Origin of the sequence: Caldivirga sp. UBA161, assembly GCF_002506515.1 — an archaeon.
Taxonomy (GTDB): domain Archaea; phylum Thermoproteota; class Thermoprotei; order Thermoproteales; family Thermocladiaceae; genus Caldivirga.
Genome location: NZ_DAXS01000034.1, coordinates 15,243 through 36,991, shown reverse-complemented (window position 1 = coordinate 36,991; position 21,749 = coordinate 15,243). Strand labels below are relative to the sequence as shown.

At 41.0% G+C, this 21,749-nt stretch carries 20 protein-coding genes and 1 tRNA gene; 10 read left to right on the top strand and 11 right to left on the bottom strand.

The genetic code is table 11. The annotated features are described in order from the left end of the window. The first annotated feature begins 255 nt into the window (after window positions 1–255). Window positions 256–594: a DNA-binding protein gene (locus BP896_RS03990; protein ID WP_291765919.1), complete on the top strand. Its 339-nt coding sequence runs from the start codon at window positions 256–258 to the stop codon at window positions 592–594. Between the two features lie 239 nt (window positions 595–833). Here BP896_RS03990 and serS read toward each other — a convergent pair whose 3' ends face one another. The 3 genes from serS to BP896_RS03975 form a co-directional block, all read right to left on the bottom strand. After that, the gene (gene serS, locus BP896_RS03985) at window positions 834–2,234 is read right to left on the bottom strand and encodes a serine--tRNA ligase (protein ID WP_291765916.1); all 1,401 of its coding nucleotides are present in this window, start codon (window positions 2,232–2,234) and stop codon (window positions 834–836) included. Between the two features lie 47 nt (window positions 2,235–2,281). Then, the gene (locus tag BP896_RS03980) at window positions 2,282–3,649 is read right to left on the bottom strand and encodes a type II/IV secretion system ATPase subunit (protein WP_291765914.1); all 1,368 of its coding nucleotides are present in this window, start codon (window positions 3,647–3,649) and stop codon (window positions 2,282–2,284) included. A gap of 400 nt (window positions 3,650–4,049) precedes the next feature. Then, entirely contained in the window at window positions 4,050–4,247 is a 198-nt protein-coding gene (locus tag BP896_RS03975; protein WP_291765910.1) for a hypothetical protein, read from the bottom strand. 550 nt (window positions 4,248–4,797) lie between these two features. Between BP896_RS03975 and BP896_RS03970 the strand changes: the two genes are divergently transcribed. Together BP896_RS03970 and BP896_RS03965 are read left to right on the top strand one after the other, a co-directional pair. Beyond that, on the top strand, window positions 4,798–4,983 hold the full coding sequence (locus BP896_RS03970; RefSeq protein ID WP_291765909.1) for a TFIIB-type zinc finger domain-containing protein: 186 nt from the start codon (window positions 4,798–4,800) through the stop codon (window positions 4,981–4,983). Beyond that, entirely contained in the window at window positions 4,980–5,483 is a 504-nt protein-coding gene (locus BP896_RS03965) for a hypothetical protein (RefSeq protein WP_291765907.1), read from the top strand. Before BP896_RS03970 ends, BP896_RS03965 begins: the two co-directional genes overlap by 4 nt. On the opposite strand, the gene BP896_RS03960 is transcribed toward BP896_RS03965, so the two are convergent. Both BP896_RS03960 and BP896_RS03955 read right to left on the bottom strand, forming a co-directional pair. Then, a complete protein-coding gene (locus BP896_RS03960) occupies window positions 5,464–6,060 on the bottom strand; it encodes an alpha/beta fold hydrolase (RefSeq protein ID WP_291765905.1) in 597 nt (198 codons plus the stop codon). The genes BP896_RS03965 and BP896_RS03960 overlap by 20 nt on opposite strands. Before the next feature lie 79 nt (window positions 6,061–6,139). Then, window positions 6,140–7,675 (bottom strand): HD domain-containing protein, encoded by a 1,536-nt coding sequence (locus BP896_RS03955; protein ID WP_291765903.1) that lies wholly within the window; start codon window positions 7,673–7,675, stop codon window positions 6,140–6,142. A 476-nt stretch (window positions 7,676–8,151) separates the two neighbouring features. Here BP896_RS03955 and BP896_RS03950 point away from each other — a divergent pair, with 476 nt between their 5' ends. Continuing rightward, complete coding sequence (locus tag BP896_RS03950; RefSeq protein WP_291765900.1) at window positions 8,152–9,309, top strand: NAD(P)/FAD-dependent oxidoreductase; 1,158 nt, start codon at window positions 8,152–8,154, stop codon at window positions 9,307–9,309. Here the strand turns inward: BP896_RS03950 and BP896_RS03945 are convergent. Then, on the bottom strand, window positions 9,293–10,414 hold the full coding sequence (locus BP896_RS03945; RefSeq protein WP_291765898.1) for a tyrosine--tRNA ligase: 1,122 nt from the start codon (window positions 10,412–10,414) through the stop codon (window positions 9,293–9,295). The two genes, BP896_RS03950 and BP896_RS03945, sit on opposite strands and share 17 nt — an antisense overlap. A gap of 189 nt (window positions 10,415–10,603) precedes the next feature. Here BP896_RS03945 and BP896_RS03940 point away from each other — a divergent pair, with 189 nt between their 5' ends. The 6 genes from BP896_RS03940 (at window position 10,604) to BP896_RS03915 (ending at window position 14,914) form a co-directional block, all read left to right on the top strand. Continuing rightward, window positions 10,604–11,002: a translation initiation factor IF-5A gene (locus BP896_RS03940; RefSeq protein WP_291765894.1), complete on the top strand. Its 399-nt coding sequence runs from the start codon at window positions 10,604–10,606 to the stop codon at window positions 11,000–11,002. A 342-nt stretch (window positions 11,003–11,344) separates the two neighbouring features. Continuing rightward, window positions 11,345–12,118: an ABC transporter ATP-binding protein gene (locus tag BP896_RS03935; protein WP_291765891.1), complete on the top strand. Its 774-nt coding sequence runs from the start codon at window positions 11,345–11,347 to the stop codon at window positions 12,116–12,118. After that, complete coding sequence (locus tag BP896_RS03930) at window positions 12,115–13,776, top strand: ABC transporter permease subunit (RefSeq protein ID WP_291765890.1); 1,662 nt, start codon at window positions 12,115–12,117, stop codon at window positions 13,774–13,776. The genes BP896_RS03935 and BP896_RS03930 overlap by 4 nt, the downstream gene beginning before the upstream one ends. Before the next feature lie 81 nt (window positions 13,777–13,857). Beyond that, complete coding sequence (locus tag BP896_RS03925; protein ID WP_291765889.1) at window positions 13,858–13,998, top strand: hypothetical protein; 141 nt, start codon at window positions 13,858–13,860, stop codon at window positions 13,996–13,998. Between the two features lie 2 nt (window positions 13,999–14,000). Beyond that, window positions 14,001–14,546 (top strand): (d)CMP kinase, encoded by a 546-nt coding sequence (gene cmk / locus BP896_RS03920; RefSeq protein ID WP_291765888.1) that lies wholly within the window; start codon window positions 14,001–14,003, stop codon window positions 14,544–14,546. A 143-nt stretch (window positions 14,547–14,689) separates the two neighbouring features. Next, on the top strand, window positions 14,690–14,914 hold the full coding sequence (locus BP896_RS03915) for a hypothetical protein (protein WP_291765885.1): 225 nt from the start codon (window positions 14,690–14,692) through the stop codon (window positions 14,912–14,914). Between the two features lie 133 nt (window positions 14,915–15,047). Here BP896_RS03915 and BP896_RS03910 read toward each other — a convergent pair. The 5 genes from BP896_RS03910 to BP896_RS03890 form a co-directional block, all read right to left on the bottom strand. Further along, window positions 15,048–15,177, bottom strand: a tRNA-Pro gene (locus BP896_RS03910). A 178-nt stretch (window positions 15,178–15,355) separates the two neighbouring features. Next, a complete protein-coding gene (locus tag BP896_RS03905) occupies window positions 15,356–18,034 on the bottom strand; it encodes a beta-galactosidase (RefSeq protein ID WP_291765883.1) in 2,679 nt (892 codons plus the stop codon). Between the two features lie 143 nt (window positions 18,035–18,177). Then, a complete protein-coding gene (locus BP896_RS03900) occupies window positions 18,178–19,326 on the bottom strand; it encodes a DegT/DnrJ/EryC1/StrS family aminotransferase (protein ID WP_291765880.1) in 1,149 nt (382 codons plus the stop codon). Between the two features lie 68 nt (window positions 19,327–19,394). Continuing rightward, complete coding sequence (locus BP896_RS03895; RefSeq protein WP_291765878.1) at window positions 19,395–20,186, bottom strand: hypothetical protein; 792 nt, start codon at window positions 20,184–20,186, stop codon at window positions 19,395–19,397. Next, complete coding sequence (locus tag BP896_RS03890) at window positions 20,186–20,944, bottom strand: amidohydrolase family protein (RefSeq protein WP_291765876.1); 759 nt, start codon at window positions 20,942–20,944, stop codon at window positions 20,186–20,188. The genes BP896_RS03895 and BP896_RS03890 overlap by 1 nt, the downstream gene beginning before the upstream one ends. Window positions 20,945–21,749: the final 805 nt, after the last annotated feature.

Here is a 21,749-nt window from a genome sequence, read left to right as displayed (position 1 = left end):
GTGGGATGGAATAATCATCTGCGATAAGTATGGTGATTTAAGGCGCTTTAAGGATTCTGTCATTGACTTCATAAGGAGTGAAGGCTTGGTTAGGTATAGGGCTAGGGATGGGAAGTACGGGTGGATGAGGAGTGATGGCAAGCCAATACTCAAGTCAGTGAAGATTAATGTATGATCCACTTGATGAAGTTAACTATAGGTATAGGCTAGCTATTAATTACCTCGAAGAGGCTAGTGGTGCATTGGAGAGGTACCGTGGCTAATGCCCAATTATCAGCTGAGAATGCGGCTAAGGCGATAATAGCCATTTATAGAATACCAAGCTGGAGTCGTGATCCATTGGGTGAACTTGAGGCATTAATAAGTAATATACCGGGGGATTTAATTGAGTCAGTGAGGGAATTAGCAGTAATAGTGAGAAGACTGGCGCCTGAGCATGGTAGAAGCACTTATGGTGAACCTGAACGCAGATTAACACCCTGGGAAATTTATAGTAAGCATGATGCTGAGAATGCCTTAAACATGGCTGGGAGAGCCGTGGAGATAATGAAGATGATATTAAAGGCCTTAGGGCTAGGGATCCCTAGTAGTTAATTAACCATAGGGGTACCTTAAATTAAGGTAATGAAGCATTATTTCAGTTAAGATTACTCCCTAACCTCCATATGGCTTCACCTTATAGAGTTGAATTCACATAGTTGCAGTTTCCTTTTATCGTTGCCATTTTTACTATTTATCATTTGGGTACTTACCACCATGAACATATTAGATGTTAAGGTAGTAATGAGTTAGGTGAGGGTCAGGTTAGTGATGCGTATGGTTTAGGTTATGTTTTACGTCTTAATATTCACTATCTTACCATTACTATCCCTTATTATCTTAGCCTTGGGGTGTATGTAGTCCCTTGGGGCCTTTGGGAAGGCTTCCAAATATTTATTAAGTACCTTAGGTATCCTCACTGTACCATCCTCCTCTTGATTATTCTCAAGGATAGCTGTTATAGTTCTCTCCACGGCTATGGCTGTGCTATTTAGTGTATGAACATATTCCCTCCTCATGCCCCTCCTAATTACCCTGATCCCAAGCCTATATGACTGCCAATCAGTTACGTTACTGCAGGAGGCCATTTCCCTAAACATGCCTTGGGCAGGCATCCAAGCCTCTAAGTCATACTGCTTAGCTGCTGTCCTCGACATTTCCCTAGGGCACACTAAAACCACCCTGAAGGGTAATTCAAGGCTGCTCCATATGTCCACTAAGTTGCTTAGTAGCTTCTCATGCCAACTCCAGCTTTCTTCAGGTAGTGTGAAGGCGAATTGCTCAACCTTGTAGAATTGATGAACCCTGAATATTCCCTTCAAGTCCCTGTTACCGGCCCCGGCCTCTTTCCTGTACGATGGTGAGAAGCCGGCTAGGAGTATTGGTAAATCCTTCTCAAGTAGTTCACTGCCGCGGTATAATGCAGCCAATGGATGCTCCGCTGTGCCTATTAAGTAGAGTTGCTCATTATCCACACTGTATATTGCATCCTTAAAGGCCTCGAAGTCAATTACCGAACTTATAACATCGTAGTTAAGCATGTGGGGTGGCATAACTAGCCTAAACCCCCTCTGGGTTAGGAAATCTACTGCATATAGGGTTAGGGCTAGGTTAAGCCAAGCCACATCATCGAAGAGGTAGAAGAACCTACTCCCAGCCACCTCCCCAGCCTTAACTGTGTCACCAAGGCTAAGGACCCGTTCAAGCATATCTGCATGCCCAACCGGCTGCCAATCAATGATATCAAATTCAAGGCCACTAAAGCCACTTAATTCACTTAAGTATCCCCTCCAGGCCTTTGGCCTCCCAAAGTACTTTAAGGTCACTGATTCAGTTGATTCATTTGGGCATGTTGAGTAAACTGATTCGTGAAGTAGGTTTGGGAACCTCTTGAGGAGCTTATCTCTTTCATCCTCAATTCTATTAAGCTCAGCGTTAAGGTTCTCAAGTTCCTTAAGGACCTTATTAGCCTCCTCAATCATTAATCCCCTTGCCTCAGGGGGGACCTTGGATATTTGACTACTTAGACTATTCCTCTTATGCCTAAGTTCATCAGCCTTAGCCTTAATGGTTTTCCATTGGTTATCAAGGGTGATGAATTGATCAACCATTGACTCATCATAACCCCTCCACTTAAGCATTCTCCTAACCTCCTCAGGCCTCTCCCTTAGGGCGGCGAGTAGGCTCCAACTCACGTTAACTGCTTCAAGCATGCCTTAATAACGCTTATCCTCAATAGTGGCTAATAGTAGAGCTTACCTATTGTTGATAATAGTTGATCAATAGATGCATCAATTAAACTACCTATAACGTTCCTCCTTAAGTGTAAGTCATCCTTAAGGCTTAGGTACTCCTCATTGACTTCACTGGGTACTATAATGTCCTTAACGTACCTAAGCCTCCTCATAACCTTTAAATTACCTCCAACATTCGCTGGTATTAGTTCTGAACCCACTATAACCACGACTATGTTTTTCAACACTTCCTCAGAGCCAGGGGCTAGAATTGTAAGCCTCCTCACCATTTGTTGATAATCATCAGCGTGGAAGGTTGTAATACCCCCATGCCCAGTGGTCACTGCATTTAACCATGCCTTAACTTCCTCAGGTTCCCTAACCTCATTAACAATTACGTAGTCAGCACCCATTCTTAACGCATGCGCTATTAACTCATCCTTAGTTATGGGCTTAACACCTAGACCAAAGGACCTCCTCTCAAATAGTTTAACTGATAAATGCCCCGGTAAGTTCATTTCATCAACATCCATTATCAGTACCTTAAGCATATTGGGCTTAAGCATCATGGCTATGGCGTTGGCTAAGCTGGTTTTACCTGAGCCCATTGATCCACCTATAAGTATAGGCACCTTCTCATCAGCCAGCTTCCACAGTAATGCAGCTTGGTTCACGGTAAGCATACCCAGCTTAACAAGCGTGGGTAGTGTCCATGGTTTACTTGGCAGGATCCTAACGTGCACACTCGTCTGTGATACAGGCATTGTCGACACTGTGAATCTAACCTTATATTCAGGGTCAGTTACAGATACCAGGGGCATGTATGCGGTTATCGGTGTCCTCGTTCTTCTGGAAGCGTTAATAGCTATCCGATTAACTAAATCCCTTATGGTTAACGTTGATTCAATAAGCTTCATTGGAATTAGCCTCATAGGTCTAATTACCTTAACTTCACTTAACCTAACGAGGCATAATCCATAATCCCTATGACTAACCCTAACCCCATTAGCGTCAACATATATGTCAGTTACATCATCATCCATTAGCAATGGAGTTATTGGACCATAGGCATTAAGCCACCTATCAGTAATGGCTTTAACAAGGTTACTGAAGTGCTCATCATTGGGCTTATAACCTAATCTGCTTAAAATCTTACGGTAAACCTTAATTAATTTAGTAGGGTTCTTACCAAGCTTAATCCACTCCTCAAAGTATGATGGGTCAATTAAGGTTAAGTACTCTGGTACTTGATCCATTAGGAAGACTTGAATAGTATTACCAATACTTCTATACTCGGTAACAGTCCTAATACCTGAATTAACAATCACCTTACTGGACAGCACGCTGCCTGTTGGTTTAACTAATGATACATGCATTACCGATTTAATTTAAGTTTAATTAATGTTAGGGTCAATTCAAGTAGGGTAATGGGGAATTAGCCATTACCCTACATTAATTAGCCTTAAGGCTAAGCCTACGCATTATAATTATGCGTGGCCTCTCAAGTATAGTTACGGCACTGGTGCTATTAATTGCATTCACTATGGTGGTTTCAATTACCTTAATCTTAATTAATCTTTTTAAGTCATATAACTATGCCTCATCAACAATATTAAGTACAGGCTTAAGTGCACTTAATTGCATTAATGATTCAAGTACAGTTCAGTTTAATGTAAGTAATATTGAGGTTAGTTTAAGTGAAAGATGCATGATAATTGTGGTGAATGGAACAAGGTACATAGTATACCCAGCTTTAGGAAGCCCTGGTTAATGAAATCACCTAGCCCTACTGGGTTTTATGATTACGTAGAGGCCGTAGATTAACGATAGTAGGAGTATTAAGTCAACGCCAAATGCCTCATAGGCGTACCTATGTGGGTAACCGCCCCTGTAACCCAAGTAGGTGAACCCAAAGACTACCAGCAGCATTATGAAAGCTATCACCCACACTGCAAGATCTATAGACCTCCTCATAAACGCCCAGTTAAATCAGAGTAATTAAGTGTTTTGCTAAGGATGCTCATAGGGATTCAGTGTATTTAAGTTAAGAAAACAGATGGCTGATTCTTAAACCCATTTCAAGCACATTCATTAACCTTAGAGGAGCATTTCCTACTCTGACCTCCTCCCCGCCCTAAAGGGCGAGGCTTTCAGCTGTAAATTTATAATTTAAAGTCCCCCAGTAAGCTAAGTGTATTATAAGTGTCATATTATTTAACTTATTCCTGCCTTAAAGCTGACGGTTCTCCATCCGGAGGGGTGTGGGCTCTGGCTTCACTGAGTTATTTATTACTCTTCTAAGCTCCTCATGGGGGCGGCATCATGCATTAGAGCCCGCCATCAGCTGTAGGCAGTGTGGTTCATCACCCATTAAGCCCATTCACCTCTACCTCCAGCCTATTAACACCTAAGAAATACCCACCCCAAAGAGGCAAGGCTTCCTGAGTATTCTGTGAAGCCTTAAGTGTGTAGTTCTAAGTCATCTGCAAAGTATTTAAACTCATAAACGCAGTTAACTTAATTTATGAGTGGTGGGGGTAAGTGGATTTGCGTGGTCTGTGGTAGTAGGGATGTTGGATTAATAATTGAGGGTAAACTATACTGCAGTAAATGCGGTTCAAAGGTTATTAGACTTCACATGTATAAGTTCCTTAATAGGCTTAAGCAGGAAAATTTAATAGACCCAAGTGTGGAGATCCCTAAGCCATGAGGCTAATTAATGTGCTTCCATTGGTGCTGGTGATAATGCTTGGATTAGTGGCTATTGTTCATGCACAGCAGTGCTCATTAACATTAAATATGACTCTGGGTCACATTAATGTAACCACTAATGCACAATCAGTAAGTATACGTGCATGGGGTGTTATGGGAGTCACTAACCACACTGCCTGTAGCTTCCGCTACATTGTGTTCAAGTACTCATTATTGGGAATGTCATCATTAATATATGTTCACGCATCATCAAATAGTAGCAGCTATGTTATTTTAAATTCAAGTATAGGTAAACACGTGTTGATGTGCCTAACCCTTAATCCAATAGTAGCAAGGAATAATGTTATTGAATTAACCTCAAGGGGGGGATCAATTACAGCCTATTGCTCAATCGTTAATGAGGATTCATTAAAGCAGTACGGTCTACTGTTAGCAGTATTAATAGGCATTGCCTTGGTTACAGTACTCTACTTCACCATTAGGAACCTTTTGAAGTAGAGTTTAGTTTATTTAACTCAAGTATCCAGGAAACAGTGAGCTGAGTAATATTATTCAGTTCACTTGACCAATCACCATTAATTAGCGTTAACTTAGCATTCTTAATAACTGACTTAACAGCATTAGCTTCCTCAACAGGTGCGTTAGGGTCATTAATGCTGTAAACCAGTAATGTAGGTATGCTTAGTTTAGGTAATTCATCAATGTAATTAATTACCCTAGGTGTTGAGATAAGTACCATGCCGGTAATCGCGTTATGCCTCATTTGAGTTACATAATCAAGTACAATTCCCCCACCCTGCCCAACCCCAGCTAATATAACCTTCTTACCGTTAAGGGCATTAACAATTAATGATAGTGCCGTAACCCTACTTGCTTTATTCATGTTTGCTGGAGCGGAGGATAAGTCCACGTGAATTACCTTGAATCCAGCTGCGGCTACCCCCTTAATGATGCCCATGAATCTATTTGCCGATGCATTAGGTGGGGGTATTACTATGAATACTACATCCCCATCCCCACTCTCCAGGTACCTCACCCTGAAGTTACCCACATTCACGTAATTCTCAGTGATCACTTGAGCCATTGTAGGCCGTGTTTTTAACCATTATTCAAATAATCCACTAAGCGCCATCATTTAAGCACCTGAGGTTAACCTAACCTGCGGTGGCAATGTTTGATAGAATCCTAACTGCAGCGCTCTTAGCCCTACTTAATTCTACATCATTATTACTTAATTCACTTGGGTCGATGAATATGAATATGTGTGGGGTTTGCCCCCATGCATTATCAATGGCCTTTATTAATGGGGATACTTCAGTAATGGTTATTAATGACCCATCATTATTCCTAACTAATGTGTTTATGTCATTACTGAATGATGCTATGGAAACCAGTATCTTACAATTACAGTTAAGGGCTCCTTTCATTTCATTAACTACCTTAGCCTTAAATTCATTAGCCCAGTTTAATCCATATACCTCTAGGTGTTCATCAACATACTTATTAAGCATTATTGCATTGCCTAGGCCGAAAATCATTATGAAGTCCTCATCCCTCTTCCACAGTGCCCTCATATTAGTCCTCCTATGTAGTATTGAATCCGCATAATCCCTAACATAACCATTAAGCATCCCCCCATGGTAAACTTCACTAAGTATGGCGCTTAAGTAGTCATCAGTGTATAGGTCTAGGTCACCATCATTAGGGTTTCCATTAAGGAAATTAACTGCAGCATTCTTAAAGTTCTTAGCCTCCTCAAGTGTTATTATATTTCTGAAAACCTCCCTGAACATTTCATTATACTGAAGAACCTTATGATGCGTGTAAACCCACTTATATAGATTATACCTAGCAATTGCGTAACCCTCTAGGAATGCCTTAGCCTTATCATTAAATATCAGCATACCTTTACCTAAATGCAGGTAATTAACGAGCCTTGCAATATCAATTGCCCCACTCCCTGACCCAACACCAGTGAAGTAAAGATCCCTGAGCGTGTAATCAAGCCTATCGGCATCAATACCCCCTGAAATTATTGAGGCTAAGGATTCCAGAAGCATAATATCGCCATCACTCATATTGCTCAATAACTTAACCTCAGGTATACTTGCCTCTAAGTTAACTGAACCATATTGAATAGCTAGTCTTGCCCGTTTAATTAACCTATAGAATGTTATTAACCTGAGTATACTTGCATCAATACCTAGGCTACTAACTATTCTTCTAAATTTGCTTGAACCCATTATCATTAATCCAGCTACCTCATGCTCCTTTCCTAATCCTGCAGTGTAAGGCAGCTGCTCGGGCTTAAGTAACGATGCTACATAGCCATCTAGGACATGGGATAATGGTGGGTGGCCAATATCATGGTGTAATCCACCTAACCTAATGTATTGCCTTATGGCACTGATTCCCTCATCATGAAGCCCAAGTGCATTCATTAAGGACTTAATATCCTTTTCATCAACCTCACTTAATACTCTCTCCACTATTAATGTGGCTAAGTACATGGTGCCTAAACTATGCTCAAACCTGCTTCCCCTAGCTGATGGGTAAACAAAATAAGCTAAGCCATCTTGAGTTATTTTCCTAAGCCTCTGCACGAAGACATCATTATCCAGTAGTTTAGCCTCATCATTACTTAACCTAATCCAACCATATATAGGATCCCTAAGCTCTTTCCACGACACTGATTTAACGCCTAGTATTCAATTTTATAAACCGTACCTAAAGTTGCATTGGGGTACTGAATGTATTACTCCTCTTGTTTTAGTGGTGTTTTCAACACTTAGTGGCTTAGTAATTAAAGTGTGCTTGATTAATAAGCTAAGTTGAAGGCTCAGGTATACAGTATGAAAACGCATGAAGTAACTAAGTACAATACATCACACCCATGCGTATTCCACGTGTTGAGGCTAAGAAATACTCAAGGAGGGTGTGGTTAACTGCCCATTAGGCCATAGAATGTACAGTGACTTAAATGGTACATTAAATGTAGTGAAGGAGTTTATAATCAGCAATATTAAAAATTACCCTCATTCCTTGTACTATACAACAGAGTAGCATTCATAAAAGGAGTGTAATCCCCAAGACCCCAGAAGGCCCGCCATTCAAGGCAGGGAGGAAGTCGGACAACCTTTAAATGAGTAGTATGTATTAGGGTGTTGTGAAGATTGGTTTAATTGGCGCTGGTCCAAGTAACCTTTTTCTAGCTTGGCTGCTTAGGAATGAAGCTGATTTTCACATAATTGAGGAGGATAGGAGGCTTGGATTACCACTACACTGCACTGGCTTAGTTAGTGAGAGGATGGCTATTGCATTGGGGATGAGTAAGAGAGTGTTTGATAATTATTACGATAAATTAACCGTAACCACTGATCCGTATTCAACAGGAGTTTTACTTAGGTTCACTAATAGTAGAGTCATAATGTTGAATAGGCCAGGGCTTGAGGAGTACTTGTATGGTAAAGCATCATTAAAAATGGAGCATATGGGGGTAAGGGCCACGGATGTTAATCATAAAGGTGTAGTTAAGGGTAGTGGTGGATTTGAGGATTCATTCGACCTAGTAGTTATTGGTGAGGGTGCTAGGAATGTATTGAGTAGGAGGGTGCTGGGTACTAGGTTAACCACGGTTAGTGGAATACAGGTTGATGGTTACTCACCTTACCTAAGGAACTTAGTTGATGATGATCACCACATTATTGTGCTTTTTAACGAAAAGTACAGTGGTAGGTTCTTCACATGGATAGTTCCAAGGGGTGGAGGGGAGTTCAGAATTGGTGTCGTTGATGATACTAGTGTTGTTGGATTAAGGTTTAGGAGAATTATTAGCCAGTTTAAGGTAACACCCAGGAGGATTTTCGGAGGAAAGATTGTGCTTGGTTCACTTAACGTTAACCATGGGTATAAATCAGTGGTGGCTGTGGGGGATTCAACAGGTGTTACTAAGGCGTTAACTGGTGGGGGAATCATAACAGGTATGTTGACTTCCCTAATCCTAGCTAGGGTTATTCATGAATCAAACACAGGCGTTTCTGAGCGCTACAGCAGTATGCTTAATGATACGTTGGGTAAGTTAGCCAAAGTGTACTCAACATTGTCCAGTATGCTTTACAATAACATTGAGTTGGTTGAGAGGGCATTAAAGGAGATTAATGAAAGGCACGTGGAGGTTAATGTACCTGACTACGATAACCACATGGATGCATTAATTAGGCTCCTCATAACTAATCCTAAAATAGGCTTAAAGGTTATTAAGTATACTCCATTGATTAATATGGGTAAGTTTAATTTACGCAGCATAATCAGCGCGTTACTTTAATCATGCTACTCATATCACTCAGTAACTTAGCTCCATCACCATTACTAAACCACTTCCAATAAGGCTCCAGGAACCTAATGGCCTCCTCAATAACCGCACTCTTAAGATCCAGTGGATGAATCTTACCCTCAGCGTAATCTTTAGTTAACTCATCAAACGTCCAATACTCCACTGCACCACCGTACTCACTGGGCCTCTTTACGGTAAATGGGTTCTTCCTAGGTTCCCTGAAGGAGAATAATTTAGCTAATTCAACAACTGGATTATTCTCAATAGTCTTAGGTGGGCAGTAGGCGTTCTTAATTTTCTTGGCTACATCATCTGGCGAATCGTGCAGGAATATGGCTGTCTCAGGCCTTGACTTACTCATCTTAGCCTCCGATAAGTTAAGCCTACTCTCCTTACCAGTCATGGTTAATGATGGTATGAGGTGGTGCAGTAGGATTATAGGCTTCACCGCCCTTCCCTCAAGGGTTAGCGGCATTAACTTAATCTTATCGTAAACCTCCCTAGCTAAGACGTAGACTTTTCTTTGATCCACGCCGCCATGCGCAATATGGGTTCCTAATGCATATACGTCAATAACCTGCATTAGCGGGTATATTAACCAAGACATCTTAGCCGTATTGGTGAATGTCCTACCCATTATGGTTAAGCTATGCCTAACATCAGATAATGATACTTGCCTAGCCAGGTCAAGGACCTGAATCCAGTATTCATGCTTCTCCTCAACTAGGTTAGATGCCAGTATGAAGTCCACTGAGTCTGGGTCACCACCAAGTATACTAATGGATTTTTTCAAGGTCTCCTTAAAGTATGTTACAGCCACATTCTTAATCACCTCTAAGTCACCGCCTAACTTATGGTTCAGCCAGGAATGTAAGTCAGCCAGTAGGATTGATACCTTAACTCCAGCCTTCTGTAAATCAACCAACTTATACATACTCACTACCCCAGTGCCTATATGAATGTAACCTGATATCTCAAAGCCTATGTAATGCTTAAGGGTTTCACCAGTCTCAAAGTAATTCCTTAACTCCTCCACAGTCAATAACTCCTCAGTTGGGTACCTTAAGGCTAAGTTAACCTTATCCTCAACATCCATCACCAACTAACCAACCTAAGCTTAATAAGGATTTTAGTCGTAAATATGGTTAATTCCCAATCACACCAGGGTTAACTCAGTATGTTGCCTAGGTTTTAGGTAATCATGGTTTCTCAGCCGATTGCGTTAATGGTTTACTAAAGCTAACTATTTAAATGCTTGAATAAAGGGGTATGTTGGTGAAGCCACGTGTCTACTAGAACTGCTTCTGCAGGGGATATTAAGGAGGGTTCATATATTATGATAGATAACGTGCCCTGCAGGGTTGTTGAAGTTGAGAAGAGTAAGACAGGGAAACATGGTAGTGCTAAGGCTAGGATAGTGGGTATTGGTGTCATTGATGGCGTTAAGAGGACTATAGTAGTCCCAACTGATGCCGCCGTTGAGGTTCCTGTAATTGAGAAGTTCACTGCGCAAGTAATATCAATTAGTGGTGATAATGTTCAATTAATGGATCTTAGGAATTATCAAACATTTGAAATACCAAGTAATTATATTGAGGATGAGGCAAAGGGGAAGCTTGAACCCGGCGTCCAAGTTGAGGTTTGGGATGTAGCAGGGTATAGGAAGATAATGAGAACCAGGTAATCAATAAGTGTTAAAGGCACCTTATAGTCTTTTTAACTTAACTGAAATTCACTAAGCTTAGCCCTATTTTAAATGCTTAAAACTTCACTCATTTAGAGGTTAATGAGGTTCATCAACTTTAAAACACTCATAAGCACCTTAATAATGCTGAATTAACCTAGAACTAATTATACTCATTAATTTAAGACTCCACATCCTAATCCTAGGCATCTATGGTTGCTTAAATTTAAATTCCTGCACTATTGGTAGTTCATAGTATTGAAGGCAATGAGGTTAGGTTTATAAACTCTATAGTTACCTTGCCATGGTGGGATCATCCCAGCATCCCCCGTTTTGGAGCTTGTGGATATTTCATTCAGCTATAGAACTGAGAGGGGGCCTCTTCAGGTTCTTAGGGATGTGTCTTTCACAGTCTATGAGAAGCAGTACGTATCAATAGTGGCGCCTACAGGAACTGGGAAAACAACCCTTCTAAGGATTATAGCTGGGTTAAGGAAGCCGGATACAGGCAAGGTGATATTAATGGGTGAGGAGGTTAAGGGTCCAACACCTAAGATCTCAATGATATTTCAAGATTTCGCATTATTCCCGTGGTTAACGGCCCTGGAGAATGTTGAAATAGCCCTACTTCATAAGAAGCTTAGTAAGGAGGATAGGGTTAAGTTAGCTAGAAGGTACCTTGAGTTAGTTGGGTTAGGTAGCTTTGAGAATTATTACCCAAGGGAGTTAAGTGGGGGTATGAAGCAGAGAGTTGCAATTGCAAGAGCCTTAGCCGCTCAGCCTATCTTACTGCTTATGGATGAGCCCTTCGCTAACCTTGATGCCATAACCGCTGAGGGTCTTAAAAGTGAAATATATAGCATGGTTTTTAATGAGGAATCAACGGTTAAGGCAATAGTGATGGTTAGCCATAACCTCGGGGAAGTGATTGAGCTTAGCGATAGGGTTATTGTACTCGGTGGTAGGCCCGCAACAGTGATTGCAGATATAAGCATTGACTTACCTAGACCTAGGTCACCTAGGGATAAGGAGTTCCAGGAATACTTGGATATGCTTTACAGTGAAATATCTAAATCCATGGAGCTCACCACTGTTGTTAAGGTGAATGGTAAATGAGCGCCTTGAGCATAGTCATTATATCACTATTAGCCACCCTTGCAACATTTGCTAGGGTTGCAGCAGCAATCATTGCCTCAATAGTAACTGGCTGGTTCCTTGGATATGCTGCCGCTAAGAATGGTTTAGTGGAGAGGGTGTTCCTATCAGTAACCCAAACGCTGGAGGCTGTTCCAGTAATAACATTCTTTCCAATAGTTCTAGTATTCTTCATAAGCAGTATAAGGGGTTACCTTGGCGTTGAATTAGCCGTTGACTTCCTAGTCTTCACTGCAGTGGTCTGGAATATTTGGGTTGGGGAATATGAGTCGATTAAGACTGTTTCCCAGTCCCTTGAGGATGTGGCTAATATGTATAAGTTATCGTTTACAGCTAAATTCAATAAACTATACATACCAGTTACAATACCTCGAGTTGCTGGAAATGTCCTAGTAAGCTTTGCTGATGGTTTATTCTACATAACAGTCAGTGAGGTTATTGCATTAGGTACTAAGAGTTACCACGTGTTTGGGATAGGTTCATTAATATTCAGTTGGGTTAATGAAGGTACATGGTTTAATGCAATAGCCGCATTAATGATACTAATAATTATGGTTACAGTGGTAGTCTTTGGTATTCTTAGGCCATTCGTTAATTGGGCTGTTAAATACAGTTATGACCCTTACGCTGAGGTAATGAGGACTGGGGTAAGGAGGCAAACACCCAGTAGGATTAGGGCGTCATTAGCCAGAAACGTGAGGTACCTTAGGAGGATAACGGCTGCTGAAAGGGCGTTGGTGCCCACCTTCGTTAGGGCGACAAGCTATGCAGTATACCATAGGTTGACTGTAAGGCCAAGGCCAATTAATGTATTGACAAGGTTTGATAAGTATATTGCAGTGGGTATTGGTTCGCTGCTTCTTGCCTTAATAGCGTATGGTATTTACTCATCATGGAGCACCACTTGGCTACCAATAATGATTAACATTTACGATAATTGGGGAATATACTTATATTACCTTGGATTAGATTGGCTTAGAATAGTGCTAGTAACAGTATCCGCAATATTGATTGCCATTCCTGTAAATTACCTAATGGTAACTAGGCCTAGATTAGAGGCAGTATTGTTACCAATCCTAGAGGATTTAGCCTCAATCCCAGTCTCAGCATACCTGCCCCTAGTGGCAATACCCTTCGTAACTTACTTAGCCATTAGGCTTGGTTTAAGGATCTCGCTTGAGGTTCTGGTCTTCATTGTTGCATTCCTTAGCACAGCCTGGTATGTCATATACAACATGTACGTGGGAATGAAGACAATACCACGGAGCCTATGGGATGTAGCCGATAATTTAAATTTATCAACATGGCATAAGTTAACTAAATTAGCTGTCCCTGGTGCAATGCCTGCAACCATAACGGGATTAGCCAGTACAGTGGGTTCAACCTGGGGTGGCCTTGAAATTGCTGAATACTTCCAGGGTATTAACGGTAAGGTTTACATGGTTCACGGCTACACCGCCTTAATGGATTACTACACAGCCACAGGCAATATTATTGGGTTAGAGGCAATGAGCCTAATACTTGCAATTAACGTTATCCTACTAAGCGTATTCCTATGGAGGAGCCTATTCACCACGGCCAGGCAAAGGTACCGCATGGAGGGTGCTATATCAATGTGAAAGAACAGTACATTATTTACAATGCCTAACACTACTTTATTATTAAAGCTTAAAAACCGTTTCCCCAGGATTGCGTTAAGTATGGTTAAGAAATCAGTGGTTAGGTGTTCAATATGCGGTTCAGTCATTAGCGGGAGGGTTAGTAGGCCATATGGCGGTTACGTATGCCATAAGTGCTTATCAATGGGCTTAAAGTTATCGGTCAGGTTAATGGGTGCTTAAAAATGGGTGTTATTGCAATTAGTGGACAAGTGGCTAGTGGTAAGACTACTGTAGCCAAGCTTCTTGCAGATAAGTTAAGCTATAGGTTCGTCTCAATAGGTGAATTATTTAGGAAGGTGGCTACTGAGAGGGGGTTAACGCTAATGCAGCTTCATGAGCTTGCTGAAAGGGACCATAGTATTGACCTCCATGTGGATCAAGTATCAATTGAGGAGGCTAAGAAAGGTAAGGTAGTTATTGAGGGGCATTTAGCAGCATGGATAGTGAAGGATTATGCCGATGTTAAGGTTTACTTAAAGGCGGATATGATGTCTAGGGCAAGTAGGCTAGCGCGTAGGGAGGGCATTAGCATTAATGACGCTATTAATGAAATTAAGACCAGGGAGGAGTCAAATAGGAGGAGGTACATGACTATATATTCAATAAACATTAGTGACTTATCAATATTCGACCTGGTGATTGACACATCATTAATAAACATAAGCGATGTATTAGATGTAGTCGGTAGCTATGTAATTAAGGTATTAAATGCTAAGGGTAAGTTATGAAGAATTCAATAATGCCTCGTCCCCATTAAATGATAATGCAGCTTACTCAAGACTCATAAGGATTAGCCAAGTAAGGTTAAGTCAAGTATATTGTATTGTTAATAAGTGTAAGATTAATTAACTGCATGTTAAGGCCTAATTAAGTGGATGTTAGTGATATTGTTAAGGAAGCTAGGGTTATAGCAAGGAGGAGGTTAAATGGCCACTTGCTTCTAGTTGCGCTTCAATGCCTAAATGATGATGATGTAGTTGCAGTGGCTGAGAAGAGGCTTAATAATGATCCACTTGGGAGGGCTGAGGCGCTTAGAGTACTAGTAATGCTTTGTATTGAGCCTCAGGAATCTAAGGGTAATGATAAACTTGAATGAACTCCCCCAATTCTAAACTTAATTAACCTTCTTCACGATATTATTCATAGTAATTCCGGATTTATAAAAGCTAATGGCAATTGAACTCACTGTAGGCAATGATTAATGTAAGGCGTTGAAACCACTCCTGGCATGGTGGGGCCGCCGGGATTTGAACCCGGGATCACACGGGCATACCCCACCCCACTGGGTTTAACTATTACTTACTGTACCCAGTGGCGGCGTCCAAGCCGTGCGTCCTAACCAGGCTAGACTACGGCCCCTCCTTGACTCATTACGCGTCGGTTTATTAACTTTACCACGTACCTGAAGCATCTTGCGTGAAATGTGAGTAATAATTAAGTCTCTAGGAATTTACCTGTTAAGCGTTAATTAAAATTTAATGAATTCAGCATCATTAGTTTAAGGCATACTAATGCTCATTAAGTGCAGTTAATTAATTCATAATGTTAAGTTAATAATCTTTGTCACAATGTAAGGCTTAAACACTACATTCATCATTGCATTATCCTCAGTAGGTATAGCCAGTATTGTTAACTCATTCTCATTATCTAAGTATGGTTCAGGTAGGTAGAACATGCTTTGTGAGCCGCTTGGGTAATACCTGCCGATTAATCTGCCATTCAAGTATATTAATGCGTGAACCCTTCCACTTAACTCAACGTGAAGTGGCGCATTAATGTCGCTTGGTTTATTAACCGTGAACTTAAGTTTAATGGTTGATGGCTCACTTATCGTTAATGGTAGCTTAGAGTTATCCCTCGCCTCACCTAACTCCATAATGCTTAAGCTATAGTCATTAATAATGCTCCCCCATAAATCAACATCAACATTCCCTGGAGTTGAACCAACCTCCCTAATGCCGTATCTTAATAATGCAATGACTACTTCAACATCCCCACTTCTTAAGCCACCGTATACTGCGGTTTCAAATGGTTCATCACCATGACCCCTATAGACTTCCTCACCATTAATGAAAACCACCATTGCAGCCCACTGCTCGGCTTTACTAATCCTAAGAACAATGTGCCTTGCTTCATCCAAATGAAGCCTGCCCCTATAGTAAATAACGGCATTACTTGGCTTACCTAGGTCACTAACACTCTTAACCCACTTAACCTTAGGTAAGTATTCCTTAATTTCCCTATTAATCACCATGGTGTGGCTATAGTTGGTTGCAATACCAGGCTTAAGTCTATTGGATAAGTCAAGTATACCGTATTCCCATGAATTAACCTTAATACTACCAACGTGATTAATTAACACTGGTGATTGCAGGCCTGTGAAGAAGGGTATGGCACCATCATTAGGATGGCCAGTTGACTCAACTATAATTCTTAAATCACCGGCATCGGCATTGGTTTTAACGTATATGAATCCGCTTGCTGTAACCTTACCATTATTAACCACCGTGGCGTAATCATGGATTATAAAGCCTATTAGGCTGCTTGTGTTAAGCTTCGCATCATAGATGTATAATCCATGCTTAAATAAGCCTAATTCCTCAAGGGGCTTAACGTTACTGAGTTTAAGAATGGGCTTAATACCTACTGTGCCCTTGGTGACTTGAGTAACGGATACATTAGGCTGCTCAACATTAACATTAAGCTCAATCCTAGTTAAGTCCAGTTCAGGAATGTACTTACCTTTACTTGACTTAAACGGTAGATAAAGCACGTTAACACCCTCCTTAGCCTCAATTAGTAGTGAATTATAGTTACCATCCCTAATTAAGTATACGTTTGATGGAGTATAGTAATCGTTCATTATCCAAGTCCTTGATGCAAATAATTCACTTAGAACTAATACCCTAACATTACTCTTACCTTCAATTATGCATCCACTTAATTCACTCGGCACCTTACCGCTCAATACTGTGAATTCACCCTCAATACGTTGACTAATACCTAAGCATGATTTAACCGAACCACCTTTAAGCCTAATAGTGAATTCATCACCAGTATTACCGTAGAGTAGCACATCCCCATCCCTAACAGTCAGTAGGCTTAGGTTTGTTTCACTAATCGTAATACCCTTAATGCTTAAGTTGCTTGGAATAACCTTAACACCCCTTGCCGGGACCTTAACACCCCCATCAATCCACTCAGCCTCGGTGTTATTAATGTAGAACCTTAACCTTAAATCACCCTTACGCCTAATAATCAGCAGCCTACCATTATCATATGATTCGCTTTCTGTTTCACTACCATCAATGAACTCGGCTAATGGAGTAATTAACTTAACCTTATAGTACCTTTCACTTAACTCACCCCACTCCCTAATTGAAGCTTCATAATCATAAGTTGAGGTTATCCACCTACCAGTCCAGTAACCGAAGTTTGTACCCCCATGGAACATGTAGAAGCTTACCACATCGGAACCATAGGCTAATGCCGTTGCTAAAAGTATCCTAGTCCAGTCGGGTGGGAAACTACCTCTAGATGTTGGTAGTGGCCTATTTATTGTTGAGAACCATCCACCCTCATATTCAAGTATCTTAGGCCTACCACCCTGGGTTTCTAGGAGGTCCTTGATACTCCATATTACTGAGCTTAGGTCCCATGGACTTGGATAAAGATCCAGCGCATCAGTATATATTGTATTCCTAACATACCTATTGACATTAGTGTATAGTTTAACCGTAACACCAATTTGCCTAGCTAACTCAGCTAGCCTCATGTGCATTGGTACATCACCCCAGAAGTACTCATTCTCTAGTTGAACTACATCAACGCCACCATTAGGTTCCTGGTGCTTAACAATAATGGGTAATATTACTCTAAGCCACCTCTCAGCGTAGGGCCAGTAAGATGAGTCAAGGCTCCTAGGCACCAACTCCCTGCTAAGTAGCCAGTCAGGGTGCCCACCATTATCCCACTCTGAACAAATGTAGGGCCCAACCCTGGCAATTATCCTAAGGCCAAGCCCCTCAGCCTTACTTAAGTATGCGTCAACATCCTTCTCACCGGAGAAGTCGAATACACCTGGTTCAACTTCATGGTAATTCCAGGCAAAGTAAGTGTTTAGGCAGTTTAACCCAGCCCTCTTAATCTTAAGTAGCCTATCTTCCCAAAGACCCCTAGGGACCCTGAAGTAATGCATTTCACCGCAGAGGAGCATATTAAGGTGATTAAAGGCAGCATTAAAGTATTACTATATTGCACATATTGTTCTAGGGCGTAATTTCATTGTGTATTAGGATGCCGTGGCTTACTTAACAGGTAATGTATTAAACACCTGTATGAATGTTAAAGCATGGGTCCTTATTTCAATTCCTTAGATACCTTAATTAACGCCTCAGCGGTTCTCCGTACTTCATCCTCACTGAGTAACACGTGTTGAGGTACCCATATAACCCTCCTACATGCATCCTCAGTTACAGGTAGGTTTAACCTAGAGTAGTCCGGTAACTTCCAGTACGCTTCCTTGAAGGCTGGCTGCCTATAGAGTGGCATTGGGTAACCCTCAACAACTGTTCCTCTCCTATTATTAATTTCATTAACTACCCTGGCCTTCCCATATTGATTAATTAACCTTTTACTAATCCATATTGGGAGGAGGTGGTTTGAACTTGAGACATGGTTAGGCGGTTTAACTGGCTTGAAGTCCTCAACACCCTCAAGCATTTCGTAAAGTAGCTTAGCGTTCCTCTCTCTAATTTTAAACTCGTCATCGTAGCGTTTAAGTTGAGATAATAGTATAGCTGCCTGTAGTTCAGTCATCCTGAAGTTCCACCCAATAAGCACATGCATGTACCATTCGCCGTTAATCTCCCTACCCGCATTATGATATGACCAAGCCCTAATGTAAGTCTCATAATCATTAGTCACAATAATCCCACCCTCCCCAGCAGTCATATTCTTACTACTCTGGAAACTAAAGGCACCTGCATCACCTATTGCCCCCACTCTACGGCCCTTATATGTTGCTCCATGAGCCTGCGCTGCATCCTCAACAACCTTAGCACCATGCCTCCTAGCCTCATTAATAACCCCCTCAAGCTCAGCAGGTATCCCTGAGAAGTGGACTGGTACAATTAACTTAATCCTATTATCCTTATCCTCCTCTAGAACGGCCTTAAGTGACTCAACACTGATGTTTAATGTTTCAGCATCAATATCAACAAAGACTGGAATAGCCCTAAGCAATACACCAGCCGTTGCAGTAGCTATGAAGGTGTAGGCTGGTAATGCAAAGTAATCTCCCTCATTCAACCCAACCGCTAGGTAGCTTAGGAATAAACCCACTGTACCACTTGTTACTGCCACGGCGTACTTAGACTCATGGTACCTTGAGAACTCCCTCTCAAACTCCTCCACAATACCACCAGGAACCCTACCCCATTTACCACTCCTGAATGCTTTAAGTAAAGACTCCTCATCACTTGAGTTAACTGGAGGCCACTTAACCATGCCTAATTTAATTAATTCAAGTATTATTAAGGTTTACTCATAGTTAAATTTAAGGATTCATACTTTATTTAGGTCCTTATTCCATAAAGCCCACCTGCATTTATTGAGGATATTGCCTCCTTATCCTTATCCTGAATCTTAGATAATTGAAGCTTAAGTATTGAGGACTTAGGGTACTTCATAATGAACCCTGTTGATAATACGAGCCTTGATGCTCCATATAGTTTAACTAACTCCTCAATATGACTGTAAGGTGCCCCTAGTACCTGTGATGATGCGAAATCCACGTAGATATCACCATTGTACAATGATCTTAAGTTAACTAAGTCATTATACGGGAAGTGAGATAACAGTACCCTAAACTCCCCACTCTCCCTCTTAACCGTAGTTTTCAGAGTCATTAAGGCGTCATTTAATTCACCTAACATTATCCTATACCTAAAGGAGTAGGCCCTATGCATTTGCCTCAAATCCTCCAGTAAGTTAAGGATTACTACGGCGCCATTGCTTAAGGCTTCAATTAAATTACTAATCACACTCCTCCTCATTATCCTGTAGCCATGGTATATTGGGCTAGTGATAAAGCCCACGTAACCCATTTTACTATATTCCCTAATCCTCAACTTATCCTCGTAATCAGGGTTAAATACAGCCAACTTATGTATAGTGCAGTTAACACTGGGATCCTCCTTAGCGAACTCCACGTTAGCCCACCATGGGTCCCTATGGAATAGTGCAGTTAGGTTGAACATTACGCAATGCCTAAAGCCCTCTAAGGCTAATTTTGATGCCACGGCCTCAGTACTCATTGAGAGGTATCTGAATGGGTATGTTCCACTCATGCATAGTGCATCAATCATTACTGCTCACCTAAAATCCTCATGGCGTTTAACTTAAGTATCTTAATCCTAGACTCCTCACTAATATTGGCGCTCATTATCCTAGCCACGGCTGCTGATATTAATGTGTCTGTGGCGAAGAGTACTCTATCATCACCAAGAACCCTAACAGCCTCTTCCACTGAACCATAATCAGCCACACTTCCACCAATATCAACGTAAACGTTGAGTAAATCCCTAACCCTACTTACTGCATATTCCCAATCACCACCACCTGTTATGTGAGCCATGATTATTTTAGCCTTAGGGAATCTTAATGCAAGTGACCTAATATCCTCGGGTTCACTCTCATTAGGCCTAGAGGTTGGGTAAAGCCTATGGGCTGTATGAACCAGTATGGGAACATTATTCTCCACTGCAACTTCAATTATAGGATCAACAATACGCCTACTAACCCTAACAGCCCTATACAATTTAACACCTATGAACCCCCTCTCCTTAATGAAGAATTCAGTCATTTTAACCGCATCATGGTTAAGTGGATTAACGTACACGAATCCCTTAACCTCCTTAAACTTCCTTGATAATTCATAGACAAATTCATTAGCCTTCCAAACCTCCTCAGAGGGCGGCTTGAAACCAGTCATGGCATATGGATGGTAACTAACCCACAATTGCTCAATACCAAGCATCCTTGAAAGCCTAATCATCTCCTCATTAAAGCCCATATCAGGATAACAGTGAGTGTGAACATCCACTGCGCCACCTAAGTTAATCACTAACTTCACCACAGCTCAAGTTAAGCAATGCACTTATAACGTTAACTACTATTGCTTTCCAATTAATGTAGGCTATGATAAATAAACCCTAGGCTAATAATTTACTTTATAATGCCATGAGAATGCTCATTTTAACTCATTACTAGGTTAAGGTAATGCGTTTACTACGTGAATAATCCACAATCATATTTTAATAAATTTAAATTCACGTCTACTGCCAGTACTAATATATATTACTACCAGTGCCTTAACCGTAGTGCCTCACTAATTCTTGGGTTTAAATACCCAACCACTGATGCATTGCGCCTCCTTAATTGCCTAATGCCTTGAATGTAATCGTGCTTGTGGTTGGTTTATGGTTGAGCGTAATACAGTAATGATGTAGGCATAACATGCAGCAGCGTGGATACAAGCCTAAGCCCACTAAACTACATTAAACAGCAATAACATCAACAACTCATCAAAAATCAAAAGCATTAAATTACCATTTTCCTTAATATTAAATTCATTTTAAGGCATTGTTCATCATCCAATTTTCTAGATTACAGAGGCATAACGCATTGAGGTTAAGGATTAATTAATTGATCCTTTAACATATCCTCCTGTCCTTAACTCACCCATAGCTTAAACCATAGCCTCAATACTCTTACAGCTCATATAATACTTCTTTGGATGCAAGCCAATGTAAAGCCTAGCAGTATAATTAACAGCCCAACAATAAGAATCAAACCCGAATACTTGAAATACTGACGGCACCCTGCTTTAGAAAGGTGAAGCTTCCCTAATTATGCTGGCGGCTCCCCTT